This window comes from Nitrospiraceae bacterium (assembly GCA_035623075.1).
Classification (GTDB): domain Bacteria; phylum Nitrospirota; class Nitrospiria; order Nitrospirales; family Nitrospiraceae; genus DASPUC01.
Genome location: DASPUC010000037.1, coordinates 56,605 through 72,103, shown reverse-complemented (window position 1 = coordinate 72,103; position 15,499 = coordinate 56,605). Strand labels below are relative to the sequence as shown.

Genomic DNA, 15,499 nt, shown 5'->3' with positions numbered 1-15,499 from the left:
GTCTCGGCATTCCTCCTGGTCTCCGCACAATCACAAAGAGCACGTCCGTCGGACGGACCTGATCGGCCAGCGCCTGTGTAATCAGGACACGCCCCGCAATGACCGGCTCACCGGTCTGGGGGTCGCAACTATGCGCGAGGCCAAGCCAGGCTGCGATCGCAGCCAATCCGATAATGCTCCCGGCCATGCCGAGCGTCCGCACATTGTATCCTGCCATTGCAGGGAGATCCTTCCAGAGGGCTGATCGTCATGGTTCCGACGGGGCGCATTATAGCGGGTTGACGAAGAAAAGGGGAGGGCATGGTTTACGCTGCGAAAGAGGCTGTTGTACAATAGTATTTTCTTTTGATCGAGGAGGAAGAAGTATGGTGGCGAATCCAGGTTTTCCGTTGTCACTCGACGTTCGAGGGTGGCCCGTGTTGGTCGTTGGAGGCGACGAAGAGGCGGCGGAAAAAACGGAACGGTTGCTCGAAGCAGGCGCAAAAGTCACTGTGATCAGTCCGACGTTGCATGACAACCTGAAACAGCTCGCGGCGTCGGCCAAAGTCATCCATCGAGGACGGCATTTCCGCGAGAGCGATTCGGAAAACGCCATTCTGGTCTTGAATACGATTCGGGGTGATAAGGAGTTCTCCCGGAATCTCTTGGCTCTAGCCCGGCAGAAAAAGTTTCTGCTTTGGTCTGTGGACCAACCGGAGGCCTCAACAGTCACCATGCCGGCGGTCGTCGCCTGCGGACATGTGCGCGTAGCCATCAACACCAGCGGCATGGCGCCGGCCTTGTCGGGATTCATCAAAGAAGACCTTGAAAAAATATTCGGCGAGGAATTTGCCGCGTTCGTCGACTGGTTGGGTCGATTGCGCGAACAGGCAAAAGCCAATGAACCAGATGTGGAAAAGCGACGCGCCCTCTTGCGCGAGGCATTGGACGGCTTTCGCTTGCTCGGCAAAGTGCAATATCCGAACGTGTGGGTCGAAGAGCGGGCCAAACACGGCAGCGCCTCGGCAGCCACCAAATCATAAGCAAAGGAGCGCGAGCCTTCATGGTTCTACTCGAATTCAGCATGTCGCCACTGGGCAAAGGAGAAAGTGTCGGCAAGTACGTCGCGCGCTCGCTGGATATCATCGACAAGAGCGGTGTGGATTATCGGCTCAATCCCATGGGGACGGTGCTTGAAGGGGAGTGGGACGACGTCTTCCGTGTCGTGCGGCAGTGTTACGAACGGATGAAGCGAGACTGTTCCCGTATTTCCTGCACGATCAAGGTCGATTATCGCAAAGGCCATTCGGGCCGCCTCTCCAGCAAAGTCGCGAGCGTCGAACGACACCTCAAGCGGAAAGTCCGCACATGAGCGAGTGTCCTCCGTCATAAACCGGCCATTACCCTTCCTATCTTTATCCTTTCATTCTTTCTGCATTTATCCCGAAGCGACGGGATACATTGAGACGTGTTACTCCTTGATGGCCATTTATATCAGTGCAATATCAATTGGTTCAGAAGAATGGTTAAAGTCTCTGTTTCGGTCAATTAAGCTCTAATCGAGTCTCGATTCTTCCGGCTCCTATTGGCTCAAAGCCTTGCATATGGCGCGCTGAGCACCCGCCACGTGCTGTTTGACGCGGAAGCCCTTCGAAGTGTATTGTCTGCCGGCCTCTTTTATAAGGAATCCTATTTTTGTAAAGAGCACGCATTATGAGTGAACGGTGGCTCCTCGAAAAGGAACACACGATCCTGGAACGGCCATTCATGGAGTTTCGGCCGTTCGGCTCCACTGAACGAGGAGAGAAAATCCGCGATCTGAGCGGCATGGCGATCTGGCCGATGGTGGAACACCTCGAGCGCTCCGTGGCACAGCGCCGAGGTGGGGCAGCTGGTACCCAGGCTATTCGTGAACTCTGCCGGCGCCTCAACGAACGGATCAAGGATCCTGTTTATCACGTGACACCAGCGTTTCTCGGCAGACGTTGGAATAGTTACTCCTGTGAGTTTGCAGCTTATCTGTACGAATTTTGCGAGCAACTGTCGGGCGATCCCCGTTTCGCGTTTGTTGCAGGGCATGAAAAGGCCTCGCCGATCATGCAGACTTTGGCGCGGCCGTTTCCTCTCGCCACCATTTATACGATGTTTCCGTACTTTGCGAACAAGTATGCCCCTGGGTCATTGGAATGTGATGTCAAGTCGATCTCAGGCACCTCAGCCCGGCTGACGATGCGATTTACGGAGCACGCCTATCGACAGTTCGGACCCTATCGGAAACGGTGTGCCTACTTACGCTGCCAGGCTGCGCAAGGATTGCTGTCGGCCGTGCCGGAACGAGTGCACCGCCTTCCGGCGGCACAGATTCATGAACATGCCTGCATTGCTGAAGGCGACCAGTGGTGTGAATGGGACATTGTGTGGAGTTCTAAAACCCGATACGCCCGGGTGAGAAGACTCTTCTGTGATTTATCGCCGCATGAGCGTCTCAATCCAAATCAGATCGCCGGACGGAAGACCGCTGTCCCAGACGTGACTGCCCGAACAAGTCAGGGCTTCGAACGGAGACAGTCTTGCGTCAGGAAAGTCCGCAACATGTTGAGTCAACCATGTCACCGCGGAAAGGGCAAATTCCAGGAAACCGCTCAGATCATGAACGGTCTTCCACGGATCTCCCGTCTTACTTCAATGCCAGCGGCAACGAGAGGTCTAACCGCGTCGAACGATCCAGCGGACAGCTGGTATGGTTTTTCGCCAGCATGCTCGGAGGACTTGCAGCATTCGCCTATCTCCATCTGCACCGTTCGTTTCTCGGCGTGGCTGAAGAAGTGGGGATAGCACTATCGCCGGGATTCGTCGCCTGGGTGGTCACCGGCCGCCGTATGCGGCGACGGGCGCGTCAGCGTGAAGCGGTGATTCACGAGCAGGTCAAGTTTGTCGAGGCCAGGCATGAAGAGTTACGTGAAGCCTATCTGGAACAGGAGCAAACGCGGGTGGAGCTCCGTCGAAAGGTCAACCAGCTGACGGCGCTGCATCGAGCCGGATTGCTGTTTAATTCGACGCTTGATCGCGAAGCTCTACTGCAACAGGTCCTCACATCGCTCACCACGGAGCTTCACTATGATCGGGCGATGATTTCATTTTTTGACCCCGTTCGCCAAGTCTCGCGGGACGCTCGCGTGATCGGGGTTTCTCCAGACATCGAGGGGTTTGTCCGTTCGTGCGAAATCCTGGTGACCGACCCTCGTTCCCCAGAAGGAACGGTCCTGTTGCGGGGACAACCTCTGCTCATCGGAAATGTGCAGGCTGTAATCGAGCAACTGCATCCTGTGAGTCAGCAATTAGCTGGGCTGACGAAGACAAAGGCCTTGATCGCAGTGCCGTTGAAGACAAAAGATCCTATCTTGGGCACGTTAACCGTGGACCGCATGCAGGAGGATAGCCTGACACAGGATGATCTGGAGCTTATGGCGACGATTGCCACGCAAGTCGCGATTTCACTCGACAACGCATCGGCCTATCAGCAGATCGAAGAGCTGAATGTGGGGCTCGAGGCGAAGGTCCGGGAACGAACGGCTGAACTGGAACAGGCTGATCGCATACGTTCCCGGTTTCTCTCCCATGTCTCGCACGAATTGAAAACCCCGCTGACGTCGATCAAAGGGTTTCTACAAAACCTGTTGGATGGCTTGACTGGTCCAGTAAATGACAAACAGCAGCGATACTTGTCGAGGATGTTGGACAACTCGGATCGACTCATCCGTATGATCGACGATTTGCTGGATCAGACGAGGATTCAAACGGGCAGGCTGGATCTCGTTCTCGCCGACGCGGATCTTGGACAGTGTGTGGCCGATGCCATCGAGCAGTTGCGCCCGCTCGCCCAGGTCAAACGGCACCGACTGGATGTGCGCTATCCGTCTGCCCCGCTCATCGTACGTGGTGATCGGGATCGCCTGATCCAGATCGCCATCAATCTCGTCCAGAACGCGATTAAGTTTACGCCCGATGAGGGTCACATCGTCGTCATGGTTGAGGAGAAGGATCAGGCGTTGGCGGGCGTGTCGGTTCGAGATTCAGGCCCGGGGATCCCGCCGGAATTTATTGACAAGATCTTTGACCCGTTCTTCAAGATCAAAGAAACACGCAGGGGGAGCAAAGGATTGGGGCTTGGACTGTCGATTGTCCGTACGTTGGTGGAGTTACATGGAGGGACGATCGAAGCGCGGAGCACGTTCGGCCATGGAGCCGAACTGTATTTCACGATTCCGATCGCGCCGCCGGCTCATAACGTACGAGATGCGATTCGGAAAGTCGAACAACGCGTGCTTGTTGTGGATGACGATGCGGGTATCCGTCAGCTCCTTCATGATCGTCTGACGGCCAAGGGCTACGAAGTGCGAGAGGCTGCGGACGGAATTCGAGCGGTCGAGTTCGTGCGTACCGATTCATTTTCAGGTCTGATATTGGACATTGGTATCTCGCAAATCGATGGCTTAGAGGTGTTGAGGCAGATTCGAGAGTGGGACCAACAACTCCCCATTGTGATGGTGACTGCTTCGGGATCAAGAGACCTCGCCATCCGTGCGATCGGCATGGGTGCACAGGCGTATCTCCTCAAGCCGTTCGATGTCGACGAATTGCACCGGGTGATAGACTGCTGGTTCAAGCCTACCTGAGAAATTTCTCCTTGTTCCCCTGTCGTCAGTATCGTGTGTCTGTTGTAAATCGAACAGTTTAACTAAAACGCGTTGGAGTCACAGGGCGATGAGTGGTATTTCGTCAGCAGGAAGAGGAGTCGTCTGCCTTGTTGGAGTAATGATGATTTGGGCCGTAGGTTATGAAACGAGCTCGGCTCAGGTTCCGAGGATTCAGGGACAAGGAACGGCGGCATCTGGGCAGGGGAATGCTTTTGCTGCGCAAGCAGACGACCCATCAGCGCTCCATTACAATCCTGCCGGCATGACTCAATTACCTGGAGTCCAGATCATGGCCGGTGTATTGCTCTCCGGCGGGACGACGCAGTTTACCGGCACGACAGGGGCAACTGCGACCGGCGATCGAAATGGCAGCCTCGCCTGGCCCCCTCCCTCCCACACCTACGTCACGGCGAACCTCAAGGATCTCGGGATTACGGCCTTCGGTGATCTCACCGCCGGCGTAGGGTTGACCGTCCCCTTCGGCTCAATCACCCGATGGCCGGACAACGGGCCGTTTCGCAATACGACGACTTTTAGTACGTTGCCGGTGCTGGATATTAAACCGACGCTCGCCTACAGGTTATTCGACGATCTCTCGATTGGCGTTGGGGCCGACATCTATACGTTCAGCGGATTATTTGGAGAGGGGCAGGCGGAACAACAGTTCATCTGGCCGGGAGGGCTGGGCATTCCCGCCGGCTCGCAAATGGAACTCTATGGGAAGGATACAGCCGCCGGATTCAACGTCAGTTTCTTATATACGGCATTACGGAATGGGGAAGGGAAACCCGTAGCCAACGTGGCTGTGGTGTATCGGAGTCAGGCGACGCTGCACTTGACCGGAGCGTTGTTAGCCAACGGCACCAAAGTGCAGGATGCGACGGCCACCTTGGTATTGCCGCAGATCATTTCAGGAGCGGTGGCATTGTGGCCGGTCCGGACAGACCGTCATGAATGGAAGCTGGAACTGGATGTGGATTATGTTGACTGGAAATCAGTTCGAAATCTCGACGTCCACTTGGCGAATGGCGTGACGATTCCTCAACCTCAGAACTGGCAGAGCACCTATGCCGTCATGGTTGGCACCGAGTACCGGTGGCTGCAACTTCCATCGCTCCCAGAATGGGAAGTGACACTTCGCGGAGGGTATACGAACCAGCAGAACCAGGTGCCTGACGCGACCTTCAATCCAGGCATTCCATCGGCCGACGTCAATATAATTTCAACCGGAGTTGGTGTCTTGTGTAAAGAATATGGGTCGTTTTTCGGGTTAACGCGATGCGGGGAGCTTGGAATTGGCGGATTCAAACCGAAAGCGGTCGGCCTGGATGTCTCTTATCAAGCGTCACTCTACGAGCAACGGACTATTAGCGGCAATACAGGCGTGCGGGCTCCAGTGAACGGGGTCTACTCTACCACGTTGCACACGGGCGGTGTGTCCATTCGAGTCATATATTGACGGGTCGGACTGCGATCACAGGGCGTGATAGACCCGCGGGACGCGAGGTCCGATGCCGCACAGCACCTCGTAAGGAATGGTGTCCGTCCACTCTGCGAGCTCATCGGCCCAAATCGCCTCCTGCCCCTGCCGGCCGATGAGTATCACCTCGTCTCCGACTTGAGTTCCGGGAACTGCCGTCACATCGACCATCATCATGTCCATGCAGACGAGCCCGACAACAGGAACCCTGTGTCCATGTACCAGGACCATCCCGCGGTTGGACAGCCGTCGGTTGTATCCGTCGGCATACCCGATCGGAAGGACGGCAATGCGCGATTGACGTTTCGCCACAAACGTCCTGTTGTAGCTGACGGTTCCCCCTGGCTCGACCGTCCGAATCTGGGCAACGGTCGTGTGCAGTGACAAGACCGGTTGCAATGCGGGAGCCGGCACGGATTTCGGAAGTGTGTGGTAGCCGTAGAGCATGATCCCTGGGCGCACGAGGGAAAAATGCGAGTGCGGGAATCGGATCAAGCCAGCGCTGTTCGTGGCATGAATCAACGGAATGCGCAATCCTCGCTGTTCGATCTGCTGCACGATCCGACGAAACGTCGACAGCTGTTCCTCCGTGGCGGCGTCTTCCATCCCATCTGTGTCGGCGAGATGGGTCATCAAGCCTTCGATCTGGAGCGGACCGTTGGGCGGAAATGTCTGGATCAGCGAGTCAACATCCCGCATCCGCAGACCAAGACGACCCATACCAGTTTCAACTTTGATGTGGAACGGATAGGCCGTGCTCAGATTGCGAACAGCCTCGGACAAGACCGGCATGATGCCGAGATCGCTCACCACCGGGGTGAGTTGATGAGCCAAGAGGTCGGCAATTTGCTCGGCAAACAGGGGGCCTAAGACGACGATCGGGGCGTTGATGCCGGCTTGCCGGAGAGCCATGCCTTCATCAACAGAGACAACCGCAAATCGTGGAATCCCGTGACGCAGAAGGGATCGGGTGATGTCGATCGCTCCGTGACCGTAGGCGTTGGCCTTGACGACCGCCATGATGTCACATCCAGGATTCAGGCACCGTCGAACGGCAGCGAGATTATGGCCGAGCGCGGAGAGATCGATCGTGGCGGAGGTTGGGGAAAACGTCGATGTGGTCGGCACGCTGGTGAAGCCGGTTTCTATAATTACAGTTGCTCAGACTTCGAGGATGTCGTGTTCTTTCTTCTTGATGACGTCGTCGATTTTTTGGATGTACTGATCGGTGAGCTTTTGCGTGTCGATCTCGCCTTTCCGCAGCTCATCTTCTGTCAGCTTCGCATCTTTCTGCAATTTCTTCAATTCTTCGTTGGCATCCCGCCTGACCCCGCGGATATGCACCTTGGCGTCTTCTCCGTGTTTCTTGCAGATCTTGGTCAGCTCCTTCCGCCGTTCTTCCGTGAGAGGGGGGATGGGGACACGAATGATCTTCCCGTCGTTCGATGGAGTAATACCGAGCCCGGATGCCGAGATCGCTTTTTCAATTTCCTTAATCAGCTGCGGCTCCCACGGCTGAATCGTAATTAGCCGGGCTTCCGGGGTCGACAGATTAGCCACCTGTTTAAGCGGTGTCATGGTACCGTAGTAATCCACCCGAACACCGTCCAACAGTGCAACGGACGCGCGTCCGGTCCGCAAGCCGGCCAAGTCATGCTTGAGGTGATCGATCGTCGCTTCCATTTTTTCGGTCGCTTTTTGGCGAATCGCTGCGGGGTTTGACATAAAGACTCCGGCGAAGGTTAACGGGATGCGACCGTAACAGTCGTGCCGATCGGATCGCCGGTCGCGACCCGTTTAAAGTTGCCCTTCTGCTTAAGGTTGAATACGATCAATGGAAGTTGATTGTCCATACAGAGGCTGATCGCAGTCGCGTCCATCACCTTGAGGTTTTGGTTGAGAATCGAGAGGAAGGAGATTTCGGTGTACTTTTTGGCCGACGGGTTCTTGACCGGATCAGCATCATAAATGCCGTCGACCTTCGTGCCCTTCATGATGACCTGTGCCCCGATCTCCATGGCCCGGAGCGCCGCCGCCGTATCAGTCGAGAAGTACGGATTGCCCGTCCCGCCAGCGAAGATGACGACGCGTTTTTTTTCGAGATGGCGGATCGCCCGGCGTCGGATGTACCCTTCGGCCAGCTGACGCATTTCAATCGCGGATTGCACGCGCGTCATGACGCCCTTGCGTTCAAGCGCGTTTTGCAACGCCAGTGCATTGAGGACCGTCGCCAGCATCCCCATATAGTCGGCGGATGCGCGCTCCATGCCTGAGGCGCTCGCGGCAATGCCGCGGAAGATGTTGCCTCCACCGATGACCACGGCGACTTCCACATCGAGCGCCACAACGGAGGCGATTTCCTCGGCGAGACCTTCGAGGACGGAGGGTTGGATGCCGTATCCCTGCTCACCAGCCAACATCTCTCCACTGACTTTGAGGAGGATGCGCCGGTATTTGGCAGAGCTCATACTTCGCCTAGCTGGTAGCGTGTAAACCGGCGGATGTTGATGTTCTCACCGATCTTGGCAATCTTCTGGGACAGCAGATCCTTGATCGTAACGGCAGGATCTTTGATAAAGGCCTGCTCGATCAAACAGCTTTCCTGATAAAATTTTTCGAGTTTCCCCTCGATGATCTTCGGCCAGGCAGCCGGGGGTTTTCCCATTTCCTTGGCCTGCGCTTCGTAGATCATGCGCTCTTTGTCGATAATGGATGCTGGAATTTCTTCTCGCTTGACGTACGACGGCTTTGCCGCGGCAACCTGCAGCGCCAGGTCATTCACGAATGTCTTGAATTCGTCGTTCCGAGCCACGAAGTCGGTCTCGCAGTTGACCTCAATCAATACCCCAATTTTCCCGCCCATGTGAATGTAGGCGTGGACGAGGCCCTGGTTCGTTTCCCGGCCGGCTTTTTTTTGAGCGGCCGCCAGTCCCTTCTGACGGAGAAAGTCGATGGCTTTCTCGATATTGTCGCCGTTTTCCGCGAGGGCTTTTTGACAATCGAGGATGCCGGCCCCTGTTTTTTCCCGTAGTTCTTTGACGAGTTGACTTGATCCTGCCATGCGCCAGAGCCCTTCTCTATTCAACGGTTGATGATGGTAGACCGCCCGTGTGCCCGATCCTACGATGCTGGTACGCTCTCCAGGCTCATGGCAGCTTGCTTGGCATCGCCGGCGGGAGCCGATTGAAACTCGGCCTCGTCTCGTTGCGCGCGCAAATGGGCGCCTTCGATGCAGGCGTCAGCGATGCGGGACGTAATGAGTTTGATCGAGCGAATGGCATCGTCATTGCCGGGAATGGGGTAGGTGATGCGGTCAGGGTCGCAGTTCGTATCCACAATCGCAATGACCGGAATTTCCAGGCGGGCTGCTTCCATCACGGCAATGTGCTCGACTCTCGTGTCGAGGATAAACACCGCTCCCGGAAGGCCGCGCAGGTTCTTAATTCCCGTCAAATACTTTTGCAGCTTGACGATCTCTTTTTGCATCTGAGAGATTTCTTTCTTGGTCAAGCCGTGCTGCGCGGGATCAAGCAGCGTCGTCTCCATTTTTTTCATCTTGTCGATGCTACGGCGGATCGTCTGGAAGTTTGTGAGCATCCCGCCCAGCCAGCGCTGGTTGACAAAAAACATATTGGCCCGCTTGGCCTCTTCTTCCAAAATCTCGGCGGCCTGCCGTTTTGTGCCTACGAACAAAACGGGCTGACCGGAAGCGACCGTATCACGGACGAAGGCATAGGCCTGATCCATTCGGGCGACCGTTTGCTGAAGGTCGATGATGTAAATGCCGTTTCGTTCTCCAAAGAGAAATTTCTTCATCTTTGGATTCCATCGATTGGTCTGGTGTCCAAAATGGACGCCGGCTTCCAATAATTCCTTGATTGAAACCACTCCCATGCCTTCACCTCCTCTCAAGGCTTGCAGAGCGCCTCACTCAAGGAGGCGAGGGAAACATGTCCCTTATTCTCAAGCCCCGCAGCGTCACGTGACGCTGACGTGTATTTAAAAATTTCTCCGTCCGATGCGGGATTCAACTCGGCGGAGGCTATCACCTACAAGCCCAAAGCCTTGGCACGCTAGCATACTACCTGGGAGTTTGCAAGGTTCCTGGTGCTCTGCCCATCAGGACCTGTAGCTCGCGTTGATGCGCACATAGTCGTACGACAAATCCGTTGTCCACATGTGGGATTGGTGTCTTCCGCTGCCGAGACGGATGGCGATCGTAAACTCTTTCTGCTTGAAGACCTGCGCAATCCGCCTCTCAGCCGCTGGGCCAAGTCCGACGCCGTGCTTGACCATGGCGACTCCGTCGAACCAGATATCGACTTTCCCCTGAATGACAGGAACGCCGGCCCTCCCGATCGCAGCCATCACCCGACCCCAATTGGCATCCTCGCCGAACAGAGCGGTCTTGACCAAATTCGACGTTGCCACAGTTTGGGCAATCTGATGTGCCTGCTTCGCAGTATCAGCACCGGAAACGGCAATCTTCACCACCTTCGTCACGCCTTCTCCATCACGACAAATTGCCAGAGCCAAGGTTTCGCAGGTCTTGGTCAGGAGCTGAACAAATCGGCGGAAGTCTGACGTGCCAGTTGAGATCGCACGATTGCCGGCGAGTCCATTGGCCAGGCAGAGCACGGTATCGTTGGTGCTGGTGTCGCCGTCGACCGAGATGCAATTGAACGAGTTGTCGACGGCCAACGTTAAGGCACGCTGCAACGCGGACCTCGTGATCGCCGCATCCGTCGTGAGGTAGCCCAACATGGTGGCCATATCAGGATGGATCATGCCCGATCCCTTGGCCATTCCACCAATGGTCACGATCCGTCCACCGATCTTGGTCTGTAACCCGACGTGCTTGGGATGAAGGTCTGTCGTCATAATGGCCCGAGCCGCCAGGTGCCCTCCGCGAGCGCCAAGTTCCTTCATCAACCTCGGTATCCCGTCCCTGATACAGGTGAATGGGAGGGGACGGCCAATGACGCCAGTCGATCCCACAAAGACTTCGTATGGAGGAACACCAAGCACCCTGGCCACCAGCTGTGCCGTCCGTCGAGCTGTCGTCGTGCCTGCAGGGCCGGTACAGGCATTGGCATTGCCGCTGTTGATAATGAAGGCACGGCCACGCCTATGTCGGAGATGGAGACGATCGAGGATGACCGGGGCGGCGACGATCCGATTGCGGGTGAATACGCCGGCAATCGGGCCGCTCCGCTCCGAGACCACCAAGGCCAAATCGAGGAGGCCGGCCTTCTTGATTCCGCAGTGTACGCCCGTTGCCTTAAACCCGGCTGGAGCCGTGACGCCCTGACGAGGAGATTTCCTAAAAGACGGCTGGTGCATGGTGGAAAAGGAAACGGGCGTGGTCTAGGGGTAGGCAGCAGGACTGGTAAGCCCCGCTTCCTCAGGAAGACCAAGCATGAGGTTCATCGCTTGAATCGCTTGGCCCGCGGCTCCCTTGACGAGATTGTCCACTGCTGCAACGGTCACGACCCAGCCGGCTCGATCATCGGTGAAGACAGCAAGGTCGCAATAATTGGACCCTTTGATATAACGCGGATTGGGGACGATATCTTCGTGGACGCGGACGAATCGCTCCCCTTTATAGAAGTCGCGGTACAAGGACCGAAGGTCGGTGAGCTTCAGCGGATTGCGTAATTTGCAATAGGCCGTGCTCAAAATTCCCCGGTTCATGGGAACAAGATGCGGCGTAAAGGCAACGGTAACTGATGAATCACTCCCGCCAGACCGGCCCACGGCTTTTCCCAATAGCCCGGTGAGTTCTTGCTCGATCTCAGGAGTGTGGCGGTGTTGGCCGATCTTGTACGGCTCCAGTGATTCGTGCGCTTCTGGAAAATGATAGGCGAGCGCAGGGCTTCGACCGGCACCGGAGATCCCGGATTTTGCATCAATAACCACGGTATTGGGCTGAACGAGGTCCCGGGCGAAAAGCGGTGCCAATTGCAGGACTGCTGCGGTCGGATAGCAACCGGGTGAAGCGACAAACTTCGCCTTGGCGATGGCAGACCGATACAACTCCGGAAGTCCGTAGACGGCTTCATTCAACAATTGAGCGTGGGTGTGAGGGGTCTCATACCACTGTTCATAGACCAGTGGATTTTTCAGCCGGTAGTCGGCGCTAAGATCAACGACGATCTTGCCTGCTTTGACGGAAACTGCGACCGGGTCCAAAGATTTTGTATGGGGGAGTGCCAGAAAAACGGCATCGGCTCGTTCTGCCAAGGTCTCAGGTGTGAGAGCTTGAAACGTGTGTACCACAAGGCCAGCGAGGCTGGGAAAGACGGAGGCAACGGCTGCGCCAGCCGACTTTTCTGACGTAACAGCCACCAACTCGAAGTGTGGATGGAGAGCCACGAGACGGACGAGTTCCGCGCCTGCATAGCCGCTCGCTCCTGCGATTGCAATTCGAAACTTTTTCATAGCGGTTTCCAGATTCTGCCAAAGGTCTCCCACTGCGTTCCCGCATCTCTTTTCGAAGACGTCACGCATGATACGTGATGCATGGCCGGGGGGAGACCACGTTCAACGCCGCGGTGTTGCTGGAAAGCCCCTGTCATCATCTGTCTTCCTTCTTATCTGATAACCCCCAACTTATAGCTGCGGGCATAAAAAAGGGAAGGCCAGGAGCCTTCCCTTTTTCTCGCTCTGGCTCCTGCCGTTATCGTTTCGAGTACTGGAACCGTTTGCGCGCACCCTTCTGACCGTACTTTTTCCGCTCTTTGACCCGGGAATCTCGGGTGAGCAGCCCTTCCTTCTTGAGGGGGCTGCGGAGCGGTTGGTTCATAGTCGCGAGGGCTCTGGCGATGGCATGTCTGATGGCACCGGCCTGTCCAGTCGGCCCTCCCCCGTGAACCGTCGCCTTGATGGAATATTTTCCGGCGACGCCAGCGATCTCGAGTGGTAATTGGATAATCTGGCGTAACGTCAAACGCGGGAACGCCTGCTCCAGCGGTTTATCATTGATCGTAATATCGCCTGCCGTCCCGGTCACCCAGGCTCGGGCTACCGCACATTTTCTTCGTCCGGTTGCGTACTGAGTAGCCACTGCCATGCTAGAACGCCTCCTTCTTCACACGCGTGATTAGGACCTGTTGTTTACAACGTAATGGCTTCCGGCCGTTGGGCCTGGTGTGGATGGGTTGGGCCGACATACACACGGAGTTTTTTCGCCATATGATTCCCCAACGGGGTTTTGGGAAGCATCCCCTCGATCGCTCTGGTCAAGAGCTGGGTCGGGTCTTTCCGAAAGACATGGGCGGCCGTCGCCGTCTTGAGCCCTCCCGGATAACCGCTGTGATGCCGGTACAACTTGGTTTGCATTTTGTCACCGGTCAACTGGATTTTCTCCGCGTTCACGATCACCACGTGGTCGCCGTGGTCGACGTTTGGAGTAAACGTTGGGCGATGTTTTCCGCGCAGGAGGCCGGCGACGCGAGCAGCCAAGCGGCCCAATGTTTTTCCTTCTGCATTGACGAGGTACCACTTCTCTTGCACATTCGCCGGTTTTTCCAGATACGTTGTCATTGTGTACGCTCGCTCCTTGCTCCGAGTGAATCAGGTTTCTTGGACTTCTTGCGTTCCGAGGTTCTTCGACTCCATCTTTGCGAGCCACGCATCGAGGTTGCTGCTGCTGCGACGTGTCAGCACGTCCTGCGTAATGTAAATAGGACAATGAACGCGCAATGCCAGCGAGATGGCATCACTCGGCCTTGCATCGACCGTCCGCTCGACACCCTTGCTTTCGAGATACACCGTCGCATAGTAGGTACTGCTTTTGACGTCAGTGATCACCACGCGTCGCAGAACAACTCCTAAATGTTCGATAAAACTCTTGATCAGGTCATGACTCATCGGCCGCGGAGTGACCATCGTATCCATCGCCAGCTTGATCGCGGAGCCTTCTGCTGCTCCGACCCAGATCGGGAACGTATCGGTCGGAGAACCTGCACGCGTCAACACCACGATCCTCGTGTCTGTCGCCGTTTCGTCGACGACGCGATCGACCTTGAACTCAATCAAATCGTGATTTAGGGAAGACGATGCGTCGCTCATCAGGAATCCAGCTTTCCGAAATCTTCCGGTTTCAGGTTCTCAAGCCACTGTTCAAGCTCTTCCGAGTTCTGCTTTCGAATCACTGTCTCGCTCGCAAAAATCGGCGCGTTGCAGCGAAGCGCAAGAGCAATGGCGTCACTGGGGCGAGAGTCCACGGTATATTCTGAGTCTTCGTACATCATGTGGATCTTGGCGAAGTACGTGTTCTCGGAAAGGTCTGTGATGACGACGCTGATGATCTTCGCATCATAGGCGTCGAGAATCGACTTCATGAAGTCATGGGTCATTGGTCGGGGCGGGGCGACGTTTTCCAGAGCCAGGCTGATCGAGCCGGCTTCCGATTTTCCTACCCAAATCGGAAGGATGTCGGAACGATCCTCATCGCGCAGGATGACAATATAAGCGTTATTGTACGGGTCGAACATCAACCCTTTCAAATGCATCTGCGCAATCATGGCGTCACACTATCTCTCTCTGCCCTATGGTCACGATCTCTCTGGCGTAGAGGATGAACCGGGGGCCCACGAAGACTTTCAATCTAGCACTTCTGAAATGAGACTGTCAACGAAGCCTGCGAGAACGCAGGAGAAATTTCATGTGAAGTGTTGAACATCGCACGTCTGTCGAGAAACGTTGGCGGCCTCGGTCACGTACCAGACGGTGGTCGATAATTCTGTTCGAGTTTGGATGTGTCGGCTTGTTCCCCCAATTTCAGAAAGGCCTTCATTTGTTTCTTGACGAGTTCTCTGCCGCTCTCATCCCCCAGGTTCACTTGATACTCATTAATGACCATGACCCGCATCGCTTCCCATTTCTTCCAGCAAGGCCGACAGACCTTTGCCTTAATGTCCGCCTCAAACCGCCCCATGAAGAGGGTTTCGGTAATGGCCTCTCCGGACTGTCCGCAGGTCACGCATTGCACTTCAGACATGTGTATTGGCCTCCTCAGACGTGAGTTAAGTGGCGTGATTGTAACACTCGATTTTAGGCCAAGGGAAGGGGGAGTCGGCCGATTGACCCATCAGGAACTTCATGTTAGAAGTGGCCCCCTTATGAGATTTATGCCCGGATGGCGGAACTGGCAGACGCGCCGGACTCAAAATCCGGTTCTCGCAAGAGAGTGGGAGTTCGACCCTCCCTCCGGGCACCATCCTTTGAGGCTACCAGATGAGCGCTTTGGGGGCTGTAATTGTCGACATCGGAAGGGATGAACTTGTTCGCACGAGGGGCGGTCGACCCCCCTTGACATGAGCCCAACAGTAGCCTATAG

At 55.8% G+C, this 15,499-nt stretch carries 18 protein-coding genes and 1 tRNA gene; 6 read left to right on the top strand and 13 right to left on the bottom strand.

What is annotated here, in order from left to right:
- Positions 1-217, bottom strand: a 217-nt coding sequence (locus VEI50_12650; GenBank protein HXX75970.1) for a hypothetical protein, incomplete at its 3' end; no start/stop codon positions are given.
- Positions 218-365: 148 nt separating this feature from the next.
- On the opposite strand from VEI50_12650, the gene VEI50_12645 reads away from it, so the two are divergent.
- The 5 genes from VEI50_12645 to VEI50_12625 all read left to right on the top strand — a co-directional run bounded on the left by VEI50_12645 (position 366) and on the right by VEI50_12625 (position 6,135).
- On the top strand, positions 366-1,022 hold the full coding sequence (locus tag VEI50_12645) for a bifunctional precorrin-2 dehydrogenase/sirohydrochlorin ferrochelatase (GenBank protein HXX75969.1): 657 nt from the start codon (positions 366-368) through the stop codon (positions 1,020-1,022).
- 20 nt (positions 1,023-1,042) lie between these two features.
- A complete protein-coding gene (locus VEI50_12640) occupies positions 1,043-1,351 on the top strand; it encodes an MTH1187 family thiamine-binding protein (protein HXX75968.1) in 309 nt (102 codons plus the stop codon).
- A 341-nt stretch (positions 1,352-1,692) separates the two neighbouring features.
- Positions 1,693-2,814, top strand: a complete 1,122-nt coding sequence (locus tag VEI50_12635; GenBank protein HXX75967.1) for a hypothetical protein — start codon at positions 1,693-1,695, stop codon at positions 2,812-2,814.
- Positions 2,736-4,655 carry an ATP-binding protein gene (locus tag VEI50_12630; GenBank protein ID HXX75966.1) on the top strand — a complete coding sequence of 640 codons (1,920 nt, stop codon included), beginning with the start codon at positions 2,736-2,738 and terminating at the stop codon, positions 4,653-4,655. The genes VEI50_12635 and VEI50_12630 overlap by 79 nt, the downstream gene beginning before the upstream one ends.
- Before the next feature lie 88 nt (positions 4,656-4,743).
- On the top strand, positions 4,744-6,135 hold the full coding sequence (locus tag VEI50_12625) for an outer membrane protein transport protein (GenBank protein HXX75965.1): 1,392 nt from the start codon (positions 4,744-4,746) through the stop codon (positions 6,133-6,135).
- A gap of 15 nt (positions 6,136-6,150) precedes the next feature.
- On the opposite strand, the gene alr is transcribed toward VEI50_12625, so the two are convergent.
- The 12 genes from alr to VEI50_12565 form a co-directional block, all read right to left on the bottom strand.
- Complete coding sequence (alr, locus tag VEI50_12620; protein HXX75964.1) at positions 6,151-7,284, bottom strand: alanine racemase; 1,134 nt, start codon at positions 7,282-7,284, stop codon at positions 6,151-6,153.
- Positions 7,285-7,317: 33 nt separating this feature from the next.
- Positions 7,318-7,881, bottom strand: coding sequence for a ribosome recycling factor (frr, locus tag VEI50_12615; GenBank protein ID HXX75963.1), 564 nt, complete (start codon positions 7,879-7,881; stop codon positions 7,318-7,320).
- Between the two features lie 17 nt (positions 7,882-7,898).
- On the bottom strand, positions 7,899-8,624 hold the full coding sequence (gene pyrH, locus VEI50_12610) for a UMP kinase (protein HXX75962.1): 726 nt from the start codon (positions 8,622-8,624) through the stop codon (positions 7,899-7,901).
- The gene (gene tsf, locus VEI50_12605) at positions 8,621-9,217 is read right to left on the bottom strand and encodes a translation elongation factor Ts (protein ID HXX75961.1); all 597 of its coding nucleotides are present in this window, start codon (positions 9,215-9,217) and stop codon (positions 8,621-8,623) included. The genes pyrH and tsf overlap by 4 nt, the downstream gene beginning before the upstream one ends.
- Positions 9,218-9,276: 59 nt before the next feature.
- Positions 9,277-10,050 carry a 30S ribosomal protein S2 gene (gene rpsB / locus VEI50_12600; protein HXX75960.1) on the bottom strand — a complete coding sequence of 258 codons (774 nt, stop codon included), beginning with the start codon at positions 10,048-10,050 and terminating at the stop codon, positions 9,277-9,279.
- A gap of 225 nt (positions 10,051-10,275) precedes the next feature.
- Entirely contained in the window at positions 10,276-11,499 is a 1,224-nt protein-coding gene (argJ, locus tag VEI50_12595; GenBank protein ID HXX75959.1) for a bifunctional glutamate N-acetyltransferase/amino-acid acetyltransferase ArgJ, read from the bottom strand.
- 24 nt (positions 11,500-11,523) lie between these two features.
- Complete coding sequence (gene argC / locus VEI50_12590) at positions 11,524-12,597, bottom strand: N-acetyl-gamma-glutamyl-phosphate reductase (protein ID HXX75958.1); 1,074 nt, start codon at positions 12,595-12,597, stop codon at positions 11,524-11,526.
- Positions 12,598-12,835: 238 nt separating this feature from the next.
- A complete protein-coding gene (gene rpsI, locus VEI50_12585; GenBank protein HXX75957.1) occupies positions 12,836-13,228 on the bottom strand; it encodes a 30S ribosomal protein S9 in 393 nt (130 codons plus the stop codon).
- A 44-nt stretch (positions 13,229-13,272) separates the two neighbouring features.
- Positions 13,273-13,701, bottom strand: coding sequence for a 50S ribosomal protein L13 (gene rplM / locus VEI50_12580; protein ID HXX75956.1), 429 nt, complete (start codon positions 13,699-13,701; stop codon positions 13,273-13,275).
- 30 nt (positions 13,702-13,731) lie between these two features.
- Positions 13,732-14,229, bottom strand: coding sequence for a bifunctional nuclease family protein (locus VEI50_12575; protein ID HXX75955.1), 498 nt, complete (start codon positions 14,227-14,229; stop codon positions 13,732-13,734).
- On the bottom strand, positions 14,229-14,684 hold the full coding sequence (locus tag VEI50_12570; GenBank protein ID HXX75954.1) for a bifunctional nuclease family protein: 456 nt from the start codon (positions 14,682-14,684) through the stop codon (positions 14,229-14,231). The genes VEI50_12575 and VEI50_12570 overlap by 1 nt, the downstream gene beginning before the upstream one ends.
- A gap of 191 nt (positions 14,685-14,875) precedes the next feature.
- Positions 14,876-15,160: a Fe(2+)-trafficking protein gene (locus VEI50_12565; GenBank protein HXX75953.1), complete on the bottom strand. Its 285-nt coding sequence runs from the start codon at positions 15,158-15,160 to the stop codon at positions 14,876-14,878.
- 132 nt (positions 15,161-15,292) lie between these two features.
- Between VEI50_12565 and VEI50_12560 the strand changes: the two genes are divergently transcribed.
- Positions 15,293-15,379 (top strand) — tRNA-Leu (locus VEI50_12560).
- Positions 15,380-15,499 lie beyond the last annotated feature (120 nt).

Bases quoted from the DNA above. Each gene is read 5' to 3' on its own strand.
- VEI50_12645 (HXX75969.1), top strand. From the start codon at position 366: ATGGTGGCGAATCCAGGTTTTCCGTTGTCACTCGACGTTCGAGGGTGG.
- VEI50_12640 (HXX75968.1), top strand. From the start codon at position 1,043: ATGGTTCTACTCGAATTCAGCATGTCGCCACTGGGCAAAGGAGAAAGT.
- VEI50_12635 (HXX75967.1), top strand. From the start codon at position 1,693: ATGAGTGAACGGTGGCTCCTCGAAAAGGAACACACGATCCTGGAACGG.
- VEI50_12630 (HXX75966.1), top strand. From the start codon at position 2,736: ATGCTCGGAGGACTTGCAGCATTCGCCTATCTCCATCTGCACCGTTCG.
- VEI50_12625 (HXX75965.1), top strand. From the start codon at position 4,744: ATGAGTGGTATTTCGTCAGCAGGAAGAGGAGTCGTCTGCCTTGTTGGA.
- frr (HXX75963.1), bottom strand. From the start codon at position 7,881: ATGTCAAACCCCGCAGCGATTCGCCAAAAAGCGACCGAAAAAATGGAA.
- pyrH (HXX75962.1), bottom strand. From the start codon at position 8,624: ATGAGCTCTGCCAAATACCGGCGCATCCTCCTCAAAGTCAGTGGAGAG.
- tsf (HXX75961.1), bottom strand. From the start codon at position 9,217: ATGGCAGGATCAAGTCAACTCGTCAAAGAACTACGGGAAAAAACAGGG.
- rpsB (HXX75960.1), bottom strand. From the start codon at position 10,050: ATGGGAGTGGTTTCAATCAAGGAATTATTGGAAGCCGGCGTCCATTTT.
- argJ (HXX75959.1), bottom strand. From the start codon at position 11,499: ATGCACCAGCCGTCTTTTAGGAAATCTCCTCGTCAGGGCGTCACGGCT.
- argC (HXX75958.1), bottom strand. From the start codon at position 12,597: ATGAAAAAGTTTCGAATTGCAATCGCAGGAGCGAGCGGCTATGCAGGC.
- rpsI (HXX75957.1), bottom strand. From the start codon at position 13,228: ATGGCAGTGGCTACTCAGTACGCAACCGGACGAAGAAAATGTGCGGTA.
- rplM (HXX75956.1), bottom strand. From the start codon at position 13,701: ATGACAACGTATCTGGAAAAACCGGCGAATGTGCAAGAGAAGTGGTAC.
- VEI50_12575 (HXX75955.1), bottom strand. From the start codon at position 14,229: ATGAGCGACGCATCGTCTTCCCTAAATCACGATTTGATTGAGTTCAAG.
- VEI50_12570 (HXX75954.1), bottom strand. From the start codon at position 14,684: ATGATTGCGCAGATGCATTTGAAAGGGTTGATGTTCGACCCGTACAAT.
- VEI50_12565 (HXX75953.1), bottom strand. From the start codon at position 15,160: ATGTCTGAAGTGCAATGCGTGACCTGCGGACAGTCCGGAGAGGCCATT.